At 72.7% G+C, this 13,947-nt stretch carries 17 protein-coding genes; 11 read left to right on the top strand and 6 right to left on the bottom strand.

Annotation, left to right across the window (positions count from 1 at the left end):
- The first annotated feature begins 54 nt into the window (after nt 1-54).
- The 5 genes from EIY87_RS29250 (at nt 55) to EIY87_RS29230 (ending at nt 5,491) form a co-directional block, all read left to right on the top strand.
- Nucleotides 55-945: an NHL repeat-containing protein gene (locus EIY87_RS29250; RefSeq protein ID WP_225440089.1), complete on the top strand. Its 891-nt coding sequence runs from the start codon at nt 55-57 to the stop codon at nt 943-945.
- Between the two features lie 226 nt (nt 946-1,171).
- Nucleotides 1,172-1,513 (top strand): hypothetical protein, encoded by a 342-nt coding sequence (locus tag EIY87_RS29245; RefSeq protein ID WP_191984298.1) that lies wholly within the window; start codon nt 1,172-1,174, stop codon nt 1,511-1,513.
- Nucleotides 1,514-1,517: 4 nt separating this feature from the next.
- Nucleotides 1,518-2,531 (top strand): LacI family DNA-binding transcriptional regulator, encoded by a 1,014-nt coding sequence (locus EIY87_RS29240; protein WP_125313052.1) that lies wholly within the window; start codon nt 1,518-1,520, stop codon nt 2,529-2,531.
- Nucleotides 2,532-2,549: 18 nt separating this feature from the next.
- Entirely contained in the window at nt 2,550-3,914 is a 1,365-nt protein-coding gene (locus tag EIY87_RS29235) for a DHA2 family efflux MFS transporter permease subunit (protein ID WP_125313051.1), read from the top strand.
- 83 nt (nt 3,915-3,997) lie between these two features.
- Nucleotides 3,998-5,491 carry an alpha/beta hydrolase gene (locus EIY87_RS29230; RefSeq protein WP_125313050.1) on the top strand — a complete coding sequence of 498 codons (1,494 nt, stop codon included), beginning with the start codon at nt 3,998-4,000 and terminating at the stop codon, nt 5,489-5,491.
- 78 nt (nt 5,492-5,569) lie between these two features.
- On the opposite strand, the gene EIY87_RS29225 is transcribed toward EIY87_RS29230, so the two are convergent.
- Nucleotides 5,570-5,731 carry a hypothetical protein gene (locus EIY87_RS29225; RefSeq protein WP_191984348.1) on the bottom strand — a complete coding sequence of 54 codons (162 nt, stop codon included), beginning with the start codon at nt 5,729-5,731 and terminating at the stop codon, nt 5,570-5,572.
- 161 nt (nt 5,732-5,892) lie between these two features.
- Here EIY87_RS29225 and EIY87_RS29220 point away from each other — a divergent pair, with 161 nt between their 5' ends.
- Nucleotides 5,893-6,333, top strand: a complete 441-nt coding sequence (locus EIY87_RS29220) for a GNAT family N-acetyltransferase (protein WP_125313048.1) — start codon at nt 5,893-5,895, stop codon at nt 6,331-6,333.
- Here EIY87_RS29220 and EIY87_RS29215 read toward each other — a convergent pair.
- Entirely contained in the window at nt 6,330-6,938 is a 609-nt protein-coding gene (locus EIY87_RS29215; RefSeq protein WP_125313047.1) for a hypothetical protein, read from the bottom strand. The genes EIY87_RS29220 and EIY87_RS29215 overlap by 4 nt on opposite strands.
- Before the next feature lie 100 nt (nt 6,939-7,038).
- Complete coding sequence (locus tag EIY87_RS29210; protein WP_125313046.1) at nt 7,039-7,734, bottom strand: SDR family oxidoreductase; 696 nt, start codon at nt 7,732-7,734, stop codon at nt 7,039-7,041.
- Nucleotides 7,735-7,837: 103 nt separating this feature from the next.
- Between EIY87_RS29210 and EIY87_RS29205 the strand changes: the two genes are divergently transcribed.
- The 3 genes from EIY87_RS29205 to EIY87_RS29195 all read left to right on the top strand — a co-directional run bounded on the left by EIY87_RS29205 (nt 7,838) and on the right by EIY87_RS29195 (nt 10,376).
- Nucleotides 7,838-8,752: a LysR family transcriptional regulator gene (locus tag EIY87_RS29205; protein WP_125313045.1), complete on the top strand. Its 915-nt coding sequence runs from the start codon at nt 7,838-7,840 to the stop codon at nt 8,750-8,752.
- A gap of 194 nt (nt 8,753-8,946) precedes the next feature.
- Entirely contained in the window at nt 8,947-10,119 is a 1,173-nt protein-coding gene (locus EIY87_RS29200) for a lytic transglycosylase domain-containing protein (protein ID WP_125313044.1), read from the top strand.
- Nucleotides 10,120-10,124: 5 nt separating this feature from the next.
- Entirely contained in the window at nt 10,125-10,376 is a 252-nt protein-coding gene (locus EIY87_RS29195) for a hypothetical protein (protein WP_125313043.1), read from the top strand.
- Here the strand turns inward: EIY87_RS29195 and EIY87_RS29190 are convergent.
- Nucleotides 10,373-11,143, bottom strand: a complete 771-nt coding sequence (locus EIY87_RS29190) for a TetR/AcrR family transcriptional regulator C-terminal domain-containing protein (RefSeq protein ID WP_125313042.1) — start codon at nt 11,141-11,143, stop codon at nt 10,373-10,375. The genes EIY87_RS29195 and EIY87_RS29190 overlap by 4 nt on opposite strands.
- A gap of 60 nt (nt 11,144-11,203) precedes the next feature.
- On the opposite strand from EIY87_RS29190, the gene EIY87_RS29185 reads away from it, so the two are divergent.
- Complete coding sequence (locus tag EIY87_RS29185) at nt 11,204-11,617, top strand: DnaJ family domain-containing protein (protein WP_125313041.1); 414 nt, start codon at nt 11,204-11,206, stop codon at nt 11,615-11,617.
- Here EIY87_RS29185 and EIY87_RS29180 read toward each other — a convergent pair.
- Nucleotides 11,600-12,253, bottom strand: coding sequence for a YidC/Oxa1 family membrane protein insertase (locus EIY87_RS29180; protein WP_225440088.1), 654 nt, complete (start codon nt 12,251-12,253; stop codon nt 11,600-11,602). The two genes, EIY87_RS29185 and EIY87_RS29180, sit on opposite strands and share 18 nt — an antisense overlap.
- 49 nt (nt 12,254-12,302) lie before the next feature.
- Nucleotides 12,303-12,575, bottom strand: a complete 273-nt coding sequence (locus tag EIY87_RS29175) for a DUF6412 domain-containing protein (RefSeq protein ID WP_125313040.1) — start codon at nt 12,573-12,575, stop codon at nt 12,303-12,305.
- 170 nt (nt 12,576-12,745) lie between these two features.
- Here EIY87_RS29175 and EIY87_RS29170 point away from each other — a divergent pair, with 170 nt between their 5' ends.
- A complete protein-coding gene (locus tag EIY87_RS29170; RefSeq protein ID WP_225440087.1) occupies nt 12,746-13,867 on the top strand; it encodes a metallophosphoesterase in 1,122 nt (373 codons plus the stop codon).
- Nucleotides 13,868-13,947: the final 80 nt, after the last annotated feature.

The raw sequence follows: 13,947 nt of genomic DNA, 5'->3' as shown, positions 1-13,947 counted from the left end.
TGCGCGCCGCCCTACCGTCGAAAGTGCGAACATCCCCACCGAGACGGAGTTCCCTTGCGCATCAAGCACATCGGCGTCGCGCTGACCGCGGCCGCCGCCCTCGTCCTCCCGGCCGCGCCCGCCCAGGCGGCCACGAGGATCGTTCCCCTCGACCTCGCCGCCGGGCAGCAGCCGGAAAACATCGCGCTCGAACCCGACGGTTCGGCCGACCTCACCTTCGCCTACACCGGCGAAATCGGCCGGGTCACGCCCGGCGGGCGGGTCCGCGTCATCGCCCGCGTCCCCGTGCCCGCCGACGGCGACGTCCCGGTCGTCCACAAGAAACTGTTCCTCGGCGGCATCGCGCGGGACCCGGCCGGCAACCTCTACGTCGCCGTTTCCACCGGCACGGCGGCGACCGGCCTCTACCGGGTGCGGCCCGGCGGCACCCCGGTCAAGGTGGCTTCCCTGCCGCCGTCCGGGTTCCAGAACGGCGTCGCGCGCGATCCCGCCAGCGGCGACCTCTTCGTCGCCGACTCGTTCGGCTCGGTCGTCCGGCGCGTCTCGCCGCGCACCGGGCAGGTGACCGACTGGGCCACCGGCGACCTGCTCGCCCCGGTGAGCGGCTTCGGCGCCAACGGCGTGCAGGTCCACGACGGCGCCGTCTGGGTGTCCAACCTGGACCGCGGCACGCTCGTCCGGTTCCCGCTGGACGGTGCGCCGGGCCGGGTGGCTTTCACCGGGCTCGGGCCGGTCGACGACTTCGCCTTCCGCGGTACCACCGTCGTCGCGGCGATCAACCAGGAGAACCGCGTCGTCACGGCCGGCCGCGACGGCGTCCGCACCATCCTGTCCACTTCGGACGGGTTGGCCAACCCGACGGCGGTCGCCGTCCGCGGCGGTGCACTGTACGTCACGGACAGCGCGTACTTCGGCGGCTCCCCGAATCTCCTGCTCGTTCACTGAAAATTCAAGCAGTCAGTCATCGGCACGTGCATCCGCACGCGAGTCGTGCACGGGATGTCAAGATCCGGGCCGTCGGTTGCCGCGGCCGGAGTTCCCCCGGTAAATTGACGGCGCGCTGCACGGTGGAAGCGGGGAGGTGACCACTGCGGGAAGCGCTTTCCGGCCGGTACGGGTCGCCGCCGGAGTGCAGGAGGGAAGTAGTGCCTTGGTGTTGCGGGGAACGGTCATGGCCGAACGCGTGACCGAGCCGTACCTGGTCGACCTCGAAGCCATCGCGGGCGAGTTGCAGCGCGGCAAGTGGTGCGTCTACCTGCACGAATGGCTCGGCGACGACTACGACCTGCCCAGCTGGCGGGACCAGGTGGCCGCCGCGGCCGAGCGGTCCGGCATCGAGGTCTGCTTCATCGAGATCCCGCGCAAGGACATGACGCTCGTGGCCAACGTGCGCGCCCTGCCCAGCTTCGAGCAGGTCACCGAGTCCGTGGCGGCGCTGGAGCACTACCGGGGGCTGGCCGCCGGCCGCGGGTGGCGGGGCGCGGCCACCCGGCGGCAGGGCCTCCGGGGTTAGCGCGGTGGCGACGATCTCCGACGTGGCGGCGCTGGCCGGGGTCTCGACCGCGACCGTTTCGCGGGCACTCAACGGCAAGTCCACTGTGGACCCGATGCTCGCCGAACGCGTCGCGCACGCGGTCCAACAGCTCGGGTACACGCCGAACGGGCTGGCCCGCAGCCTGCGCCGCCGCGAGACCGCGGTGCTGGCGCTCATCATCGCCGACGTCGAAAACCCGTTCTTCACGGCGATCGCGCGCGGCGTCGAGGACACCGCGCAGGCCGCCGGGTTTTCGGTGATGCTCTGCAATTCCGACGAAAACCCGGCCAAGGAGCGCCGGTACGTCGAAGTCGCCGCGCAGGAGCGGCTCGCGGGCGTGATCCTTTCGCCGACGCCCGGCAGCGACGTCGAGCCGCTGCTCGCGCACCGGACGCCGATCGTGGCGGTCGACCGGCGGCTCACCTCGGCCGACTGCGACGCGGTCCTCGTCAACTCCCGCGAGTCGGCCGCCGAAGCCGTGCGGCACCTGATTGCGCAGGGCTACCGGCGGATCGGGTGCGTCGCCGACCCGCCGGGCGTCACGACCGCGGACGCGCGCCTCGACGGCTACCGCGACGGGCTCCGCGCGGCCCGCCGGGAGTACGCCGCGGACCTGGTGCACCGCTGCGGGTTCCGCGAGGCGGGCGGCCGGGAAGCCGCGGCCCGGCTGCTGGCGGCACCCGATCCGCCGGACGCGCTCCTGGTGTCCGGCAGCCCGATGGCGGCCGGCGTGCTGCAGGTGCTGGCCGAACTGGGCCTGCGGCCGGGCCGCGACGTCGGGATCGTCTCCTTCGACGAAGTGCCCTGGGCCACGCTGATCACGCCGGCGCTGACGGTGCTCGACCAGCCGGCCTACGCGATGGGCCAACGTGCGGCACGGCTGCTCCTCGCCCGCATCGCCGACGGCGGGCCCCGGCCCGCCACCACGACGACGCTGACGGCGCGGCTCGTCGTCCGGGGCAGCTCGAACCGGCGGGTTGACTTCGACCTTCCTTGAGCTTTTACCGTCGTCGGCATGACCACCGCACCACCCATCCCCCGCACCGTCTGGCTCGCCTCCGGCGTGATGGCGCTGGGCGGGTTCCTCGGCAACATGGACGGCTCGATCGTCGCCGTCGGGCTGGAATCGATGAGACTGCGCCTGGGGGTCGGCCTCATCGAAATCCAGTGGGTGGCCACGGCTTTCCTGCTCGGGCTCGCCGCCGCCCTCCCGCTCACGCCGTGGCTCGTGCGGAAGCTCGGGGCCGGCCGCCTGTGGCTGTGGGCGCTCGCCGCGTTCCTCCTGACGTCGGTGGCCTGCGCCCTCGCACCGGACGCGGTCACGCTGATCGCCTTCCGGGCGGTGCAGGGCATGGCCACCGGCATCATGGTCACCGCGGGGCAGACCGTGATCGGGCTGGCCGTGGGCCCGGACCGGCTGGGCCGCACCATGGGCACGCTCGGGCTGGTCGTCGGCCTCGCGCCGGTCGTCGGGCCGAGCGTCGGCGGGTTCCTGCTCGCGCACTTCTCGTGGCCGGTGCTGTTCTGGCTGAACGTGCCGATCGGGCTGGTCGCGTTCGGACTGGCCCTGCGGTACGTGCCGCGCGGCGAGCGGGCGCAACCACCGCCGATGGACTGGCCGGGGCTCACGCTGGTGTCCCTCGGCCTGCCGCTGCTGGTCTACGCGCTGACCGAGCTGAACGGCGTGCTCGCGGCCGTCGGCGCCGGCGCGCTCGCGGTCTTCACGTGGTGGTCGCTGCGCGTGCGGCACCCGGTGCTGCGGCTGCGGCTCGCCGCGCGGCCGGTGCTGGGCTCGGCGCTGGCGGCCGTGCTGCTCGCCGGGGCCGGCATGTTCGGCGCGGTCCTGCTGCTGCCGCTGTGGTTCCAGGTCCGGCTCGGCGCCGGGCCCGCCGAAGCCGGCGTCCTGCTCGCGCCGATGGGACTGGCCACCACGGTGTTCGTACTCGTGGCCGGCCGGCTGACCGACCGCTACGGCGGCGGCACCGTCTCGCTCACCGGGGCGCTGGTGGTGCTGGCGAGCACGGTGCCGCTGCCGTGGTTCGGCCCGGACACGCCGATGTGGCTGATCCAGGCGCTGCTCCTCGTCCGCGGCGCCGGGCTGGGCCTGTCGATCATGCCCGCGTCGACGGCGGCCTACGCGTCGGTCGCCGCCGACGAGCTGGGGCACGCCACCGCGCTGGTCAACATCGTCATGCGCGTGGGGGGCGCGGTCGGCGGCGCGGCGTGTGTGATCGTGCTGTCCCGCGGCCTGTCCGCGGCTCCGTCGACCGGATTCGGCTGGGCGTTCGGGGTGCTGGCGGCACTCTGCGTGCTCAGCGTGCTGGCCACCGCGTGGCTCCGGCGCGCTGAGCGTATGTCCACAATGGACGTCACGGCCTGATCCACCTGGGAAGCTGGCGCGATCACCGGATCGGTGATTTCCTGGAGCCGAGCAAACACTGTCGGTGAGGGGAAGGGCTGGCAATGTCGGGGGTAGTGAGGCGGCTGCTGACGGCCGCGGCGACCACAGCGGTACTGGGAAGCCTGTTCGCGGCGCCCGCCTCGGCGGCGGGCGCCGTCGACTGGAAACCGTGCGCGGACGCGCCGGACGTCGACTGCGGCACGGTCACCGTGCCGATCGACTGGGCACACCCGGACCGCGGCACCACGTCCATCGCGCTCGCGCGGCGCAAGGCAACGGATCCGCAAGCCAGGATCGGCTCGATCCTGATGGACCCGGGCGGGCCCGGCGGCGCGGGCGCGGGTGAGGTCAAGGCCGGCTGGACGCTTTCGGCCGAGATCACCAAGCGGTTCGACACCGTCGGGTTCGACCCGCGCGGCGTCGGCGACAGCACGCAGATCAAGTGCGGGCTCGACGAGCTGATCGCCGACCACCCGAAGGTGCCGGAGAACCAGGCCGAGTTCGAGGAGCTCGCGCGGTACAACCGGAATCTCGGCGAAAGCTGCGGCCGGCTCACCGGCCCGCTGGCGCGGTTCGGCGACACCAAGAGCGTCGCACGCGACATGGACGCCATCCGCGCCGCGCTCGGCGAGGCGAAGCTGACGTACTACGGCGTTTCATACGGCACGCTGATGGGCCAGCAGTACGCGGAACTGTTCCCGGACAAGGTCCGCGCGCTCGTCCTCGACAGCAACATGGACCACTCGCAGTACACCGCGTGGGAGTTCCTGAACAGCGAAACCCAGTCCGTGCAAGCGGAATTCGGCGAATTCGCCGCCTGGTGCGACCGGACGGCGAGCTGCGCGCTGCACGGCCAGGACGTCTCGAAGGTGACGCGGGACCTGCAGGACAAGGCCGCTCGCGGCGAGCTGAAGGACCCGCAGAGCGGTGAGGCGATCACGCCGCTGGACCTCGCGTCGATCTTCCAGGGCAGTTTCTACGGCCCCAGCTGGGATCGGCTCGCGACGGTGCTGAAGTCCTTCAAGGACGGCACGCCGCCGCCCGCGTCGGCGCGGCTGCGCGAGGACACCCCGGTCAACAACGTCTTCCAGAGCGTGTTCTGCGACGACTGGCGCCTGCCGGTGCACAACTTCGCCGAGCTGGAGGCCTACCGCCGGACCGCCGCGGCGCTCGCGCCCGACGTCAAGGTCAACTCGCTGGGCTGGACCGCCGTCACCGGCTGCATCGGCTGGCCGGAGCGGGCGAGCAACCCGCAGCACCCGCTGCAGGTCCACGGCGCGCCGCCGCTGCTGATGGTCAGCAGCAAGCACGACCCGGCGACGCCGTACGCGTGGTCGCGGACGGCGGCCCGGCAGAGCGGCAGCACGCTGCTCACCTACGACGGCTGGGGCCACGGCGCGTACTTCAAGAACAGCCAGTGCGTCACCAAGGCCACCGACGACTACCTGATCAGCGGCAAGCTGCCGGCCAAGGGCACGCACTGCGCCGCGGTCGAGCCGGGGTCGGCCGAGGCGCGGATCGCCGGCCCGAAGCCGCCGTCGACGATCGCCTTCTGACGCCTTCCACCGCGTGGCCGGAACCGGCAGGATCGGTTCCGGCCCCGCACTGGTGCGCGGAAGGAGCCGGAGATGAGGTCAGCCCCGCCGGAACCCGCGGCGCAGCACCTGCCACCAGCCCCCGCTCTTCACCGCGGCGCGATCCGCGGCCGGCCCGGTGCGGCGGCGCATCCGGTACGCCATTTCCAGCACCTCGAGATCCTCGGGACGGCGCCTGCCGTGGACGTCCGATCGGAGCATCAGCTCGCCCACCGAGACGGGTCTGCCACTGCCACGGTGCGCTGTGCGCGCCATCAGGAACCTCCGCGTGAATGCCGCCGACCGAGCGCCCCAATTCTATGAATTTGTTTCGGGTCCGTCACCTTACTGGCCAGTTGTGTCCGGTGGACTAACCTGATTCGATGATCACCATTGGGGGCCTCACCGAAAGCGACCGCGCGACCTGGGAAAACCTGTTCGCCGGCTACAACACGTTCTACGGCAGGACACTCCCGCCCGAACGAATGGACCGCGCGTGGCGCGAGTTCGCGGCCGGCGAGCGCATGCACGCCCTCGGCGCGCGGCTCGATGGCGAACTCGTCGGCATCGTCCACTTCTTCACCCACGTCAGCACCACCTCGGACGACGTCTGCTACCTGCAAGACCTGTTCACCGACGAGAAAGCCCGCGGGCGCGGTGCCGGCCGGGCGTTGATCGAAGCCGTCGTCCAGTGGGCCAGGGCGCGGGGATGCGTTCGCGTCTACTGGCACACGCAGACGTCGAACGCCACGGCCCGGCGGCTTTACGACCAGGTCGCCGTCGACAAGGGATTCATGCAGTACCAGATCCCGTTGGACGCCTAGCTTCCGCGGCGGTGCCGCCCGCCGCCACCGCACTCGTGGTGCCCGCCGCCGTGGTGACGGCCGGTCCACGCCGGTTGCCGCTCCGGCGCGCGGCCGCGGGACCACGTTGGCACGTCCGGGATTTCGTGGCGCACCGGCGCCGCGTGCCGGGGTTTCGGTTTCGCCTTCGAGACGACTTTGACCGCCCGCGCGAGAGTTCCCCGACGCCCCGGCGAAATTCCGGAATTCGGATTCGGCGCCGCCACCACCGGAGCAATATCGGCGGGATTGACCGGAGGCGCCACGGATTCCCCCTCCGGCCGGGCGGCCGGCACCACGACGTCGGCCGGCAGCGGGATCAGCGCGACCGGCGGCGGTTCCAGGCCAGCCGGGGGCCAGGACGGGCCCGCGCCCCGCTGCACCGGCATCGTCACCGCCGCGCCGACGCCGCCGGTCAGCGCCAGCGCCCCGGCGACCACCGACACGACCCGCAGCCGGGCGAGCGAACGCAAGGCCTGCGGTTTCTCCCGGTGCCGCGCGGGCGCTCCCCGGTCGTGCGGCGCGGTGGTCCGGACCAGCAGCTCGGCGACGGTGACGTGCTCCCGGCGCGGCGCCCTACGTGCCATCAAACCCTCCACCTCGGGCCGACCGGACCGCGGCGGCGCGTCCGGTCGGTGCGATCATAGGAATGGCGAACCGCCGTGTAAAGGCTTGCTCACCCTGAGTTCAGGCGAGCCGGCCGCCACCGTCCACATGCAGCACCGTGCCGGTGACGAACGGGTTCCGCAGCAGCTGGAGAGTGGCCGCCGAGACGTCTTCCACCGCGCCCACCCGGCGGGCCGGGTTCGCGGCCGCCGTCCGGCGGAACAGCTCGTCCTTCGCTTCCCCGAGGCGATCCCACGCGCCCGAGTCCACAATGCCCGGTGAGACGGCGTTGACCCGGACCGGCGCCAGCTCGACTGCGAGCGCCTCCGCGAGGAACGCCACCGCGCCGTTCGTCGTGGCCATGACCGTCCGCTCCAGGGCGGGCCGCCAGGCCGCGACCCCGGAGAACAGCACCATCGCGCCGCCGTCGCGGAACCGCGGGGCGAAGTGCTTGGCCAGCAGCAGCGGCCCGATCACCTTCGCGTCGAACGCCCGCGCGACGGCGTCCCGCTCCAGCGTCGCGACCGGGCCGTTCGCCGGGGCCGACCCGAGCGTGACGAGGTAATCGACTTCGCCGGCTTCCTCGGCAAGCGCTTTCAACGACGATTCCTCGGTCAGGTCCGCGAATGCGGCCCGCACCCCGGGTTCGGTGAGCCGCGCCGGGTTCCGCCCGGCCAGCGTGACTTCGGCGCCCGCCGCGCGCGCGTCCGCCGCGATCCGGCGGCCGATTCCCGAACCGCCGCCCACGACGACCAAGCGCTTTCCCTCGAACGACATTTCCGTGCTCCTTTCGTCTCGCACACGTCGTTCAGCGCTCGCGGAGGCTCGGGCAATCCCGTCCTGATCCCGATGTTTCCGATGGTTGCGATAAAATCGGCGAATGCCTACGTTGCGCGCGCTCGAGTGCCTGGTCGCCGTCGTGGACGCGGGGTCGATCACCGAGGCGGCCGCGCGGCTGCACCTTTCGCAACCCGCGTTGTCCCACCAGATCGGCGCGCTGGAACGCGAGCTGGGCGCGCCGGTGCTCGAACGGCTGCCGCGCGGGGTGCGCCCGACCGCCGCGGGGCGCGCGATCCTGACCGACGCGCGAGCCGCCATCGCCGCCGCGGAACGGGTGGTCCGGACCGGGCGCGCGGTGGCCGGCGGCGGCGTGGGCACCTTGCGCGTCGCGTGCGCGGAGACCATGACCGCCGGGCTCCTCGCCCCCGTGCTGCGGGCCTGGCACCGCCACCGCCCGGAAGTGCTGATCACGCTGACCGAGACCACGAGCGCGGACGCGCTGGTCAGCGCCCTGGAATCGGGCGAAGCGGACGTCGCCGCCGGGCCGCGGCCGAGCCGCTGGACCGGGCCGGTCGAGGTGGTCGGGCGCGAAGAGGTCGTCGTCGCGCTGGCCCCGGACCACCCGCTCGCCACCCGGGCGGCGGTGGCGATGTCCGACCTCGCCGGGCTGCCGGTGGTGCACTACCACCCCTCCAACGGCCTCGGCGGCTGGCTCGACGACCAAGCCGCTCAACGCGGGGCGGTGCTGACCGCGGTGATGCGGACGAAACAGGCGTCGACGGCGGCTCAGCTCGCCGCGGCGGGCCTCGGCCTGGCACTGGTGCCGACGACCGCGCTCACCCGGACCTTCGCCGGAGCGCTGCGGCGGCTGAAGCCGGCCCTGCACCGCGAAGTCGTGGTGTTCACGGCGACGCCGTCGGATTCGCTCGTCCGGCGGTTTTCCTCGGACGTGGCGCAGCGCGGGATCACCGTCCCCGGCGCCCTGCTCGACAAACTGTCCTCAGCGACCCGTTAAGTCCTGGTGAATGTGACAGATTCCCTACGAAGGTTTTGTGCCATCAGGACGAACTTCTCCGCGCAGGCCGGATTTCGCTGTGCCATTCGCCAAAGTTTGCTTCCATCGGATAGCTTGCTCCTACCGGTCAGTACCGGTGGGTGAGGCCGATCGGGTGAGGCGATCAGCGAAGATCGAGGGAAGCGGGGACGACCATGCCGAAGCACCGGCCACGTCGCAAGAGCTCGCGAGCGGTCCGCCGCGCCGCGGCCGCGCTCGCGGGCGGCGCACTCGTCGTGCTGCCGACGCTGACCACCGGCCAGCCCGCGCCGGTCGTGGTCGCCGACACCGGCAACGCCCTCCTCCCGGACCAGGCCGCGCCGCTGCAGCCGCCGAACATCGTCATGCCGCCCATCGCCGTCGACGGCAGCCTGCCCCAGCCCCCGCTGCCCACGCCGCTGGTCGTGCCGGGCGGGCGGGCCGGCTCGGCGGGCATCTCCGGCCCGCTCGGCATCCCGGGCAGCATGCTGAAGGCGTACCAGAACGCCGCCGACATCCTGGCCAAGGAGCAGCCGAACTGCCACCTGGACTGGGCGCTGATCGCGAGCATCGGCCGGATCGAGTCGAACCACGCCCGCGGCGGGTACGTCAACGCGAACGGTGACACCCTCGAACCCATCCTCGGCCCGGTGCTCAACGGCGCCGGCGCGTTCGCGGCGATCCCGGACACCGACGGCGGCAAGTACGACGGCGACGCGGTGTGGGACCGCGCGGTCGGCCCGACGCAGTTCATCCCGTCGACGTGGCGCGGTTACGCCTCCGACGGCAACGGCGACGGCGTGTCGAACCCGAACAACGCCTACGACGAGGCGCTGGCCACCGCGCGCTACCTGTGCTCGGGCGGGCTGGACCTCTCCACCGACGCCGGGCAGCGCATCGCCGTGCGCCGCTACAACAACTCGCAGTCCTATGTGGACACGGTGATGGCGTGGGCCGCGGCCTACCGGGGCGGGGTCGCCCAGCTCCCCGACAGCCAGGTGCCGATCGGCGCGCCCGACGCCCCGGACGCCGCCGCGGCCGGTGCCCCGGTCGGCGTCCCGGCGCCGCCCGCGCCCCCGGTGACCGCCCAGCCGCCGGGCTCGCTGCCGGGCACGTCGACGCCGCCGGGCAGCACGACCAGCCCGACCAGCCCGACGACGTCGCCGACCAGCCCGACCACCAAGCCGACCACCCCGACCACGGACCCGACGACGCCGCCGCCGACGTCCACCACCACGCCGCCGCCGTCGACGACGAGCACCACCCCGGCGCCGTCGACGTCGAGCACCACCCCGGCCGACTCGGCGGCCACCCCGACCGAAACCACCTCGACGACCCCGGCGGGGTGAGCGCGGTGGAGCCGTTCCTGGTGCACATCCGCTGCGACACCGACGGTTACACCCACGCGGTCACCGAGGACGAGTTCGCGGCGGGCCGGCACGACGGCCGGTTCCGCGCGGTCTGCGGGCACCTGGTGCTGGCGGCGCCGATGATCGAGGCACCCGGCCGCTTCGACCCGGTGTGCCGCGATTTGCTGCGCGGCGACTCGACGGCCGAGGTGCCCCGGCAGGAGCGACGCCGGCTGCGGTGGCGCAGCCGCCGCTAACCGACCAAAGCCTCGATCCCGTCCAGCATCCGGTTCAGCCCGAACTCGTACCCCTTCTCCCCCTGAACCTCGGCGCTCTGGTCGAACCCGCCGCCGAGCCAGATCCGGTTCATCGCCGGGTGGGCGTCGACCACGAAGTAGTCCTCCCAGAACGACGACCGCTGGTGCCACCAGGCCTCGGTCGACTGGCCGGTGCTGCGCTCGAGACGGGTGTTCTCCGCGCCGAGCGCGGCGTTCGCGTCGACGTACGTGCCGATCGCGTTGGCCGCGGCGACCGCCTGCCGCGGCGGCAGCCCCAGCGCGTCCACAATGGACAGCAGGTACTCCTGGCCTGCCAGCTGCCCCGGCCCCAGCGGCGGCCGGACCCGCGACACCTCGCACAGCCACGGGTGGGCGCGGTAGGCCGCCCTGGTCCGTTCGGCGTAGAGCGCCACCTGCTCGCGCCAGTCCCCGGAGCGCGGTTCGCCCGGCCCCGGCAGCCGGCGCTCGACGAGCACGTCGTCGACCATCAGGTCCACCAGCTCGGCCTTGCCGGGTACGTACGTGTACAGCGTCATGGTGCCGGCGCCGAGTTCCTTCGCGACCCGGTGCATCGACGCCGCGGCCAGCCCGTCGGCGTCCGCGACCGCGATCGCGGCGGCGACGATCCGCTCGACCGTCAGCGTCGGCCGGCGTCCTCTGGTCGGCTCGGCGCTACTTCCCCGGGCGCGCCAGAGCAGCGCGAGTGTGCGGTCGACGTCATCGGCGCCACTGCGTTCGACGGTCATGCGGTCCCCTCGCTCCTCCCCCGGAGATTACCCTGGAGAGCAGCGAGGGGGTGTGAGCCGATGGACCGACGCAAGCCGCCCAAGGTCTCTTTCCGCTGGTGGGTCGACCGGCAGATCGACGAGGCCCGCGACCGCGGCGACTTCGACGACCTGCCCGGCACCGGCAAGCCGCTGCCGAAACCGACCGGCAACGACGCCGCGACCGACTGGGTCCTGCGCGAAGTCCGCAAGGGCGGCCACGACACGAAGGCGCTGCTGCCGCCGGCGCTCGCGCTCAAGCGCGAGGTCCAGGACCTGCCGGAGACGCTCGCCGCCGAGCGCACCGAAGCGCGGGTGCGGGAGGTCGTGGCCGACCTCAACGAGCGGATCCGGCAGGCCTACCTCAACCACCACACCGGCCCGCCGCTGACGGTCGCGCTGGTGGACGCCGAAGAAGCGGTCCGGGACTGGCGCCGGTCACGAGCGGCGTCGTAGCAACGCGCGTTCGGCCGCGGTCCACGCCGTCGTCGTGAGCAGGTAGAGGCCCGCGGCCTGGGGCAGGACCAGAATCGCGAGCACCGTCCCGTAGGGCAGCAGCCGCAAGAGCTTGCCACCCGGCGCGTCCGGCTGCGGCGCTTGCAGGCGGACCGAGAACCACGCCACGACCGCGAGCCCGGCCGCGATCACGAACACCAGCGGGCTGCCGGACAGGCCGTGCGCGCCCAGCGGCGTCCCGAGCAGCGTCGCGCCGAGCAGCGAGTTGGGCTCGCCGCCGATCACCGGCGTCGTGAAGAGCCGGTACATGATCGTGAAGAACGGCAGCTGCAGCAGCATCGGCAGGCAGCCGGTGAACAGCGACGTCCCGGACTCCTGCTGCAGCTTCGCCATCTCCGCGGCCAGCCGGTCGCGGTCCTTGCCGTGTTTCTCCTGCAAGGTCCGCAGCTGCGGCAGCAGGGTGGCCCTGGCGCGCTCGCCGCGGGCCGCCGACCGGGCGAGCGGGTGCAGCAGGAGCCGCACGCCGAGGGTGAACACGACGATGGCCAGCGCCGTCGAAAGCGGGCCGGTGAGGGCGTGGATCAGGTGGTACGCGCCGGAAACGGGCACGTCGAGGAAACCGAACACGGGCAGCACTCCGCACGAGTGGAAGGAATGGGGGCAGGCGGAATGGCTGCGCTGGGGGTCACGCAGCCGTGCTGCGGAACCCGGGTGCTCGTGGCCTGCTGCGGCCGGGACGGCCGGGATCGCGGAGCCGGATCGACTCGGCGCGACGGGCCCGGCGTCGCAACGCGGTGACGCGGCTGCGCACCGGCGCCGACCACAGCGCCAGCTCGCTGCGGTGCGTGCTGCTCACCAGCAGCACGACCAGGAGGCTGGCGGCGGCGAGGGAGGCGAAGGCGACCAGCGCGCTCGGGCCGGTCACGACGGGGAACGCCAGCTGCAGCAGTGTGTGCACAACGCCCCCTTCCTTCCCCACCAGAGTAGCGAAAAGCTGCTGTGCCGCTCGTTACCAATCCGACCACAGTCACGGCCGGATGACTTTCGCGGCAACGGCACGTCCCGCTCGAAGGCCGGCCTACTTTTGGGCCGGATTGGTAACAGCCCGATGGGCTGTAACCTGGTTCGATGAGAGGGCAACTCGTCGTCGTGCCGATCCTGGCCATGCTCCTGCTGTACGGCGTCCCGTGGTGGACGCTCGTCCTGGCGCCGGAGTGGGGCCTGGCGGGCACGATCGCCGGCACCGTCGTGCTGGCGGCGGGACTGGTCACGATGCCGGTCGCCATGTTCCGCGGTCACGCCAAGCGCCAGAGCGACGCCTCCGCGCGCCTCGGCGACTCGCTGCTCGCCGTGATCTGGGTGCTGTTCAGCTGGTCGATCCTGAGCCTGGTCCTGCGGCTCGCGCTGCTCGGCGTCGAAGACCCGCTGCGGTCGCGGATCGTCGCGGGCGCGACCGTGCTGGTGGCCGCCGGCCTGCTCGTGCACGGCAACCGCGTCGCCATGCGCGTGCCGCCGGTGAAGCGGACCGACGTCGTCATCCCGCGCCTCGGACCGGGGCTCGACGGCCTGACCATCGCCGTGCTGACCGACACCCACTTCGGCCCGATCGACCGGACGAAGTGGTCCGAGCAGGTCGTCGCGGCGGTGAACGCGCTGGAGGCGGACGTCGTCTGCCACGCCGGCGACCTCGCCGACGGCGCGGTGGCCAAGCGCCGCAAGCAGGTCGACCCGCTCGGCGGCGTCCAGGCCGCGCTCGGGCGCTTCTACATCACCGGCAACCACGAGTACTTCGGCGAAGCCCAGGCGTGGCTCGACCACATGGCAGGGCTCGGCTGGGACACGCTGCACAACCGCTCGACGCTGATCGAGCGCGACGGCGACCGGATCCTGTTCGCCGGCATCGACGACCCGACCGGCACCGCGTCGGGCCTGCCCGGCCACGGCCCCGACCTGGCCGCCGCGCTGGCCGGCCGCCCCGACGACGTCCCGGTGGTGCTGCTGGCGCACCAGCCGAAGCAGGTGCGCGAGGCCCGCGAGGCCGACGTCGACCTGCAGATCTCGGGCCACACGCACGGCGGCCAGATCTGGCCGTTCCACCTCCTGGTGCGCCTCGACCAGCCGACGCTCTCCGGCCTGACCCGGCACGGCCCGACCCAGCTGTACAACAGCCGCGGCACCGGGTTCTGGGGCCCGCCGTTCCGCGTCTTCGCCCCCAGCGAGATCACGCTCCTCACCCTGCGCTCGGCCTGAGCCACCTTCGGTCGCCCTCGACCGAGGCAGAGCCTACCGACAATTTTTTCTGTCTTGACAGTTTGAACGATCGGATGGCA

Origin of the sequence: Amycolatopsis eburnea, from assembly GCF_003937945.1 — a bacterium.
GTDB classification, from domain to species: Bacteria; Actinomycetota; Actinomycetes; order Mycobacteriales; family Pseudonocardiaceae; genus Amycolatopsis; species Amycolatopsis eburnea.
The sequence above is the reverse complement of the archived record's forward strand: the minus strand, read 5'-3'. Positions and strand labels throughout refer to the sequence as shown.

Bases quoted from the DNA above. Each gene is read 5' to 3' on its own strand.
- EIY87_RS29245 (WP_191984298.1), top strand. From the start codon at position 1,172: ATGGCCGAACGCGTGACCGAGCCGTACCTGGTCGACCTCGAAGCCATC.
- EIY87_RS29235 (WP_125313051.1), top strand. From the start codon at position 2,550: ATGACCACCGCACCACCCATCCCCCGCACCGTCTGGCTCGCCTCCGGC.
- EIY87_RS29230 (WP_125313050.1), top strand. From the start codon at position 3,998: ATGTCGGGGGTAGTGAGGCGGCTGCTGACGGCCGCGGCGACCACAGCG.
- EIY87_RS29225 (WP_191984348.1), bottom strand. From the start codon at position 5,731: ATGCTCCGATCGGACGTCCACGGCAGGCGCCGTCCCGAGGATCTCGAG.
- EIY87_RS29220 (WP_125313048.1), top strand. From the start codon at position 5,893: ATGATCACCATTGGGGGCCTCACCGAAAGCGACCGCGCGACCTGGGAA.
- EIY87_RS29215 (WP_125313047.1), bottom strand. From the start codon at position 6,938: ATGGCACGTAGGGCGCCGCGCCGGGAGCACGTCACCGTCGCCGAGCTG.
- EIY87_RS29210 (WP_125313046.1), bottom strand. From the start codon at position 7,734: ATGTCGTTCGAGGGAAAGCGCTTGGTCGTCGTGGGCGGCGGTTCGGGA.
- EIY87_RS29205 (WP_125313045.1), top strand. From the start codon at position 7,838: ATGCCTACGTTGCGCGCGCTCGAGTGCCTGGTCGCCGTCGTGGACGCG.
- EIY87_RS29200 (WP_125313044.1), top strand. From the start codon at position 8,947: ATGCCGAAGCACCGGCCACGTCGCAAGAGCTCGCGAGCGGTCCGCCGC.
- EIY87_RS29190 (WP_125313042.1), bottom strand. From the start codon at position 11,143: ATGACCGTCGAACGCAGTGGCGCCGATGACGTCGACCGCACACTCGCG.
- EIY87_RS29185 (WP_125313041.1), top strand. From the start codon at position 11,204: ATGGACCGACGCAAGCCGCCCAAGGTCTCTTTCCGCTGGTGGGTCGAC.
- EIY87_RS29170 (WP_225440087.1), top strand. From the start codon at position 12,746: ATGAGAGGGCAACTCGTCGTCGTGCCGATCCTGGCCATGCTCCTGCTG.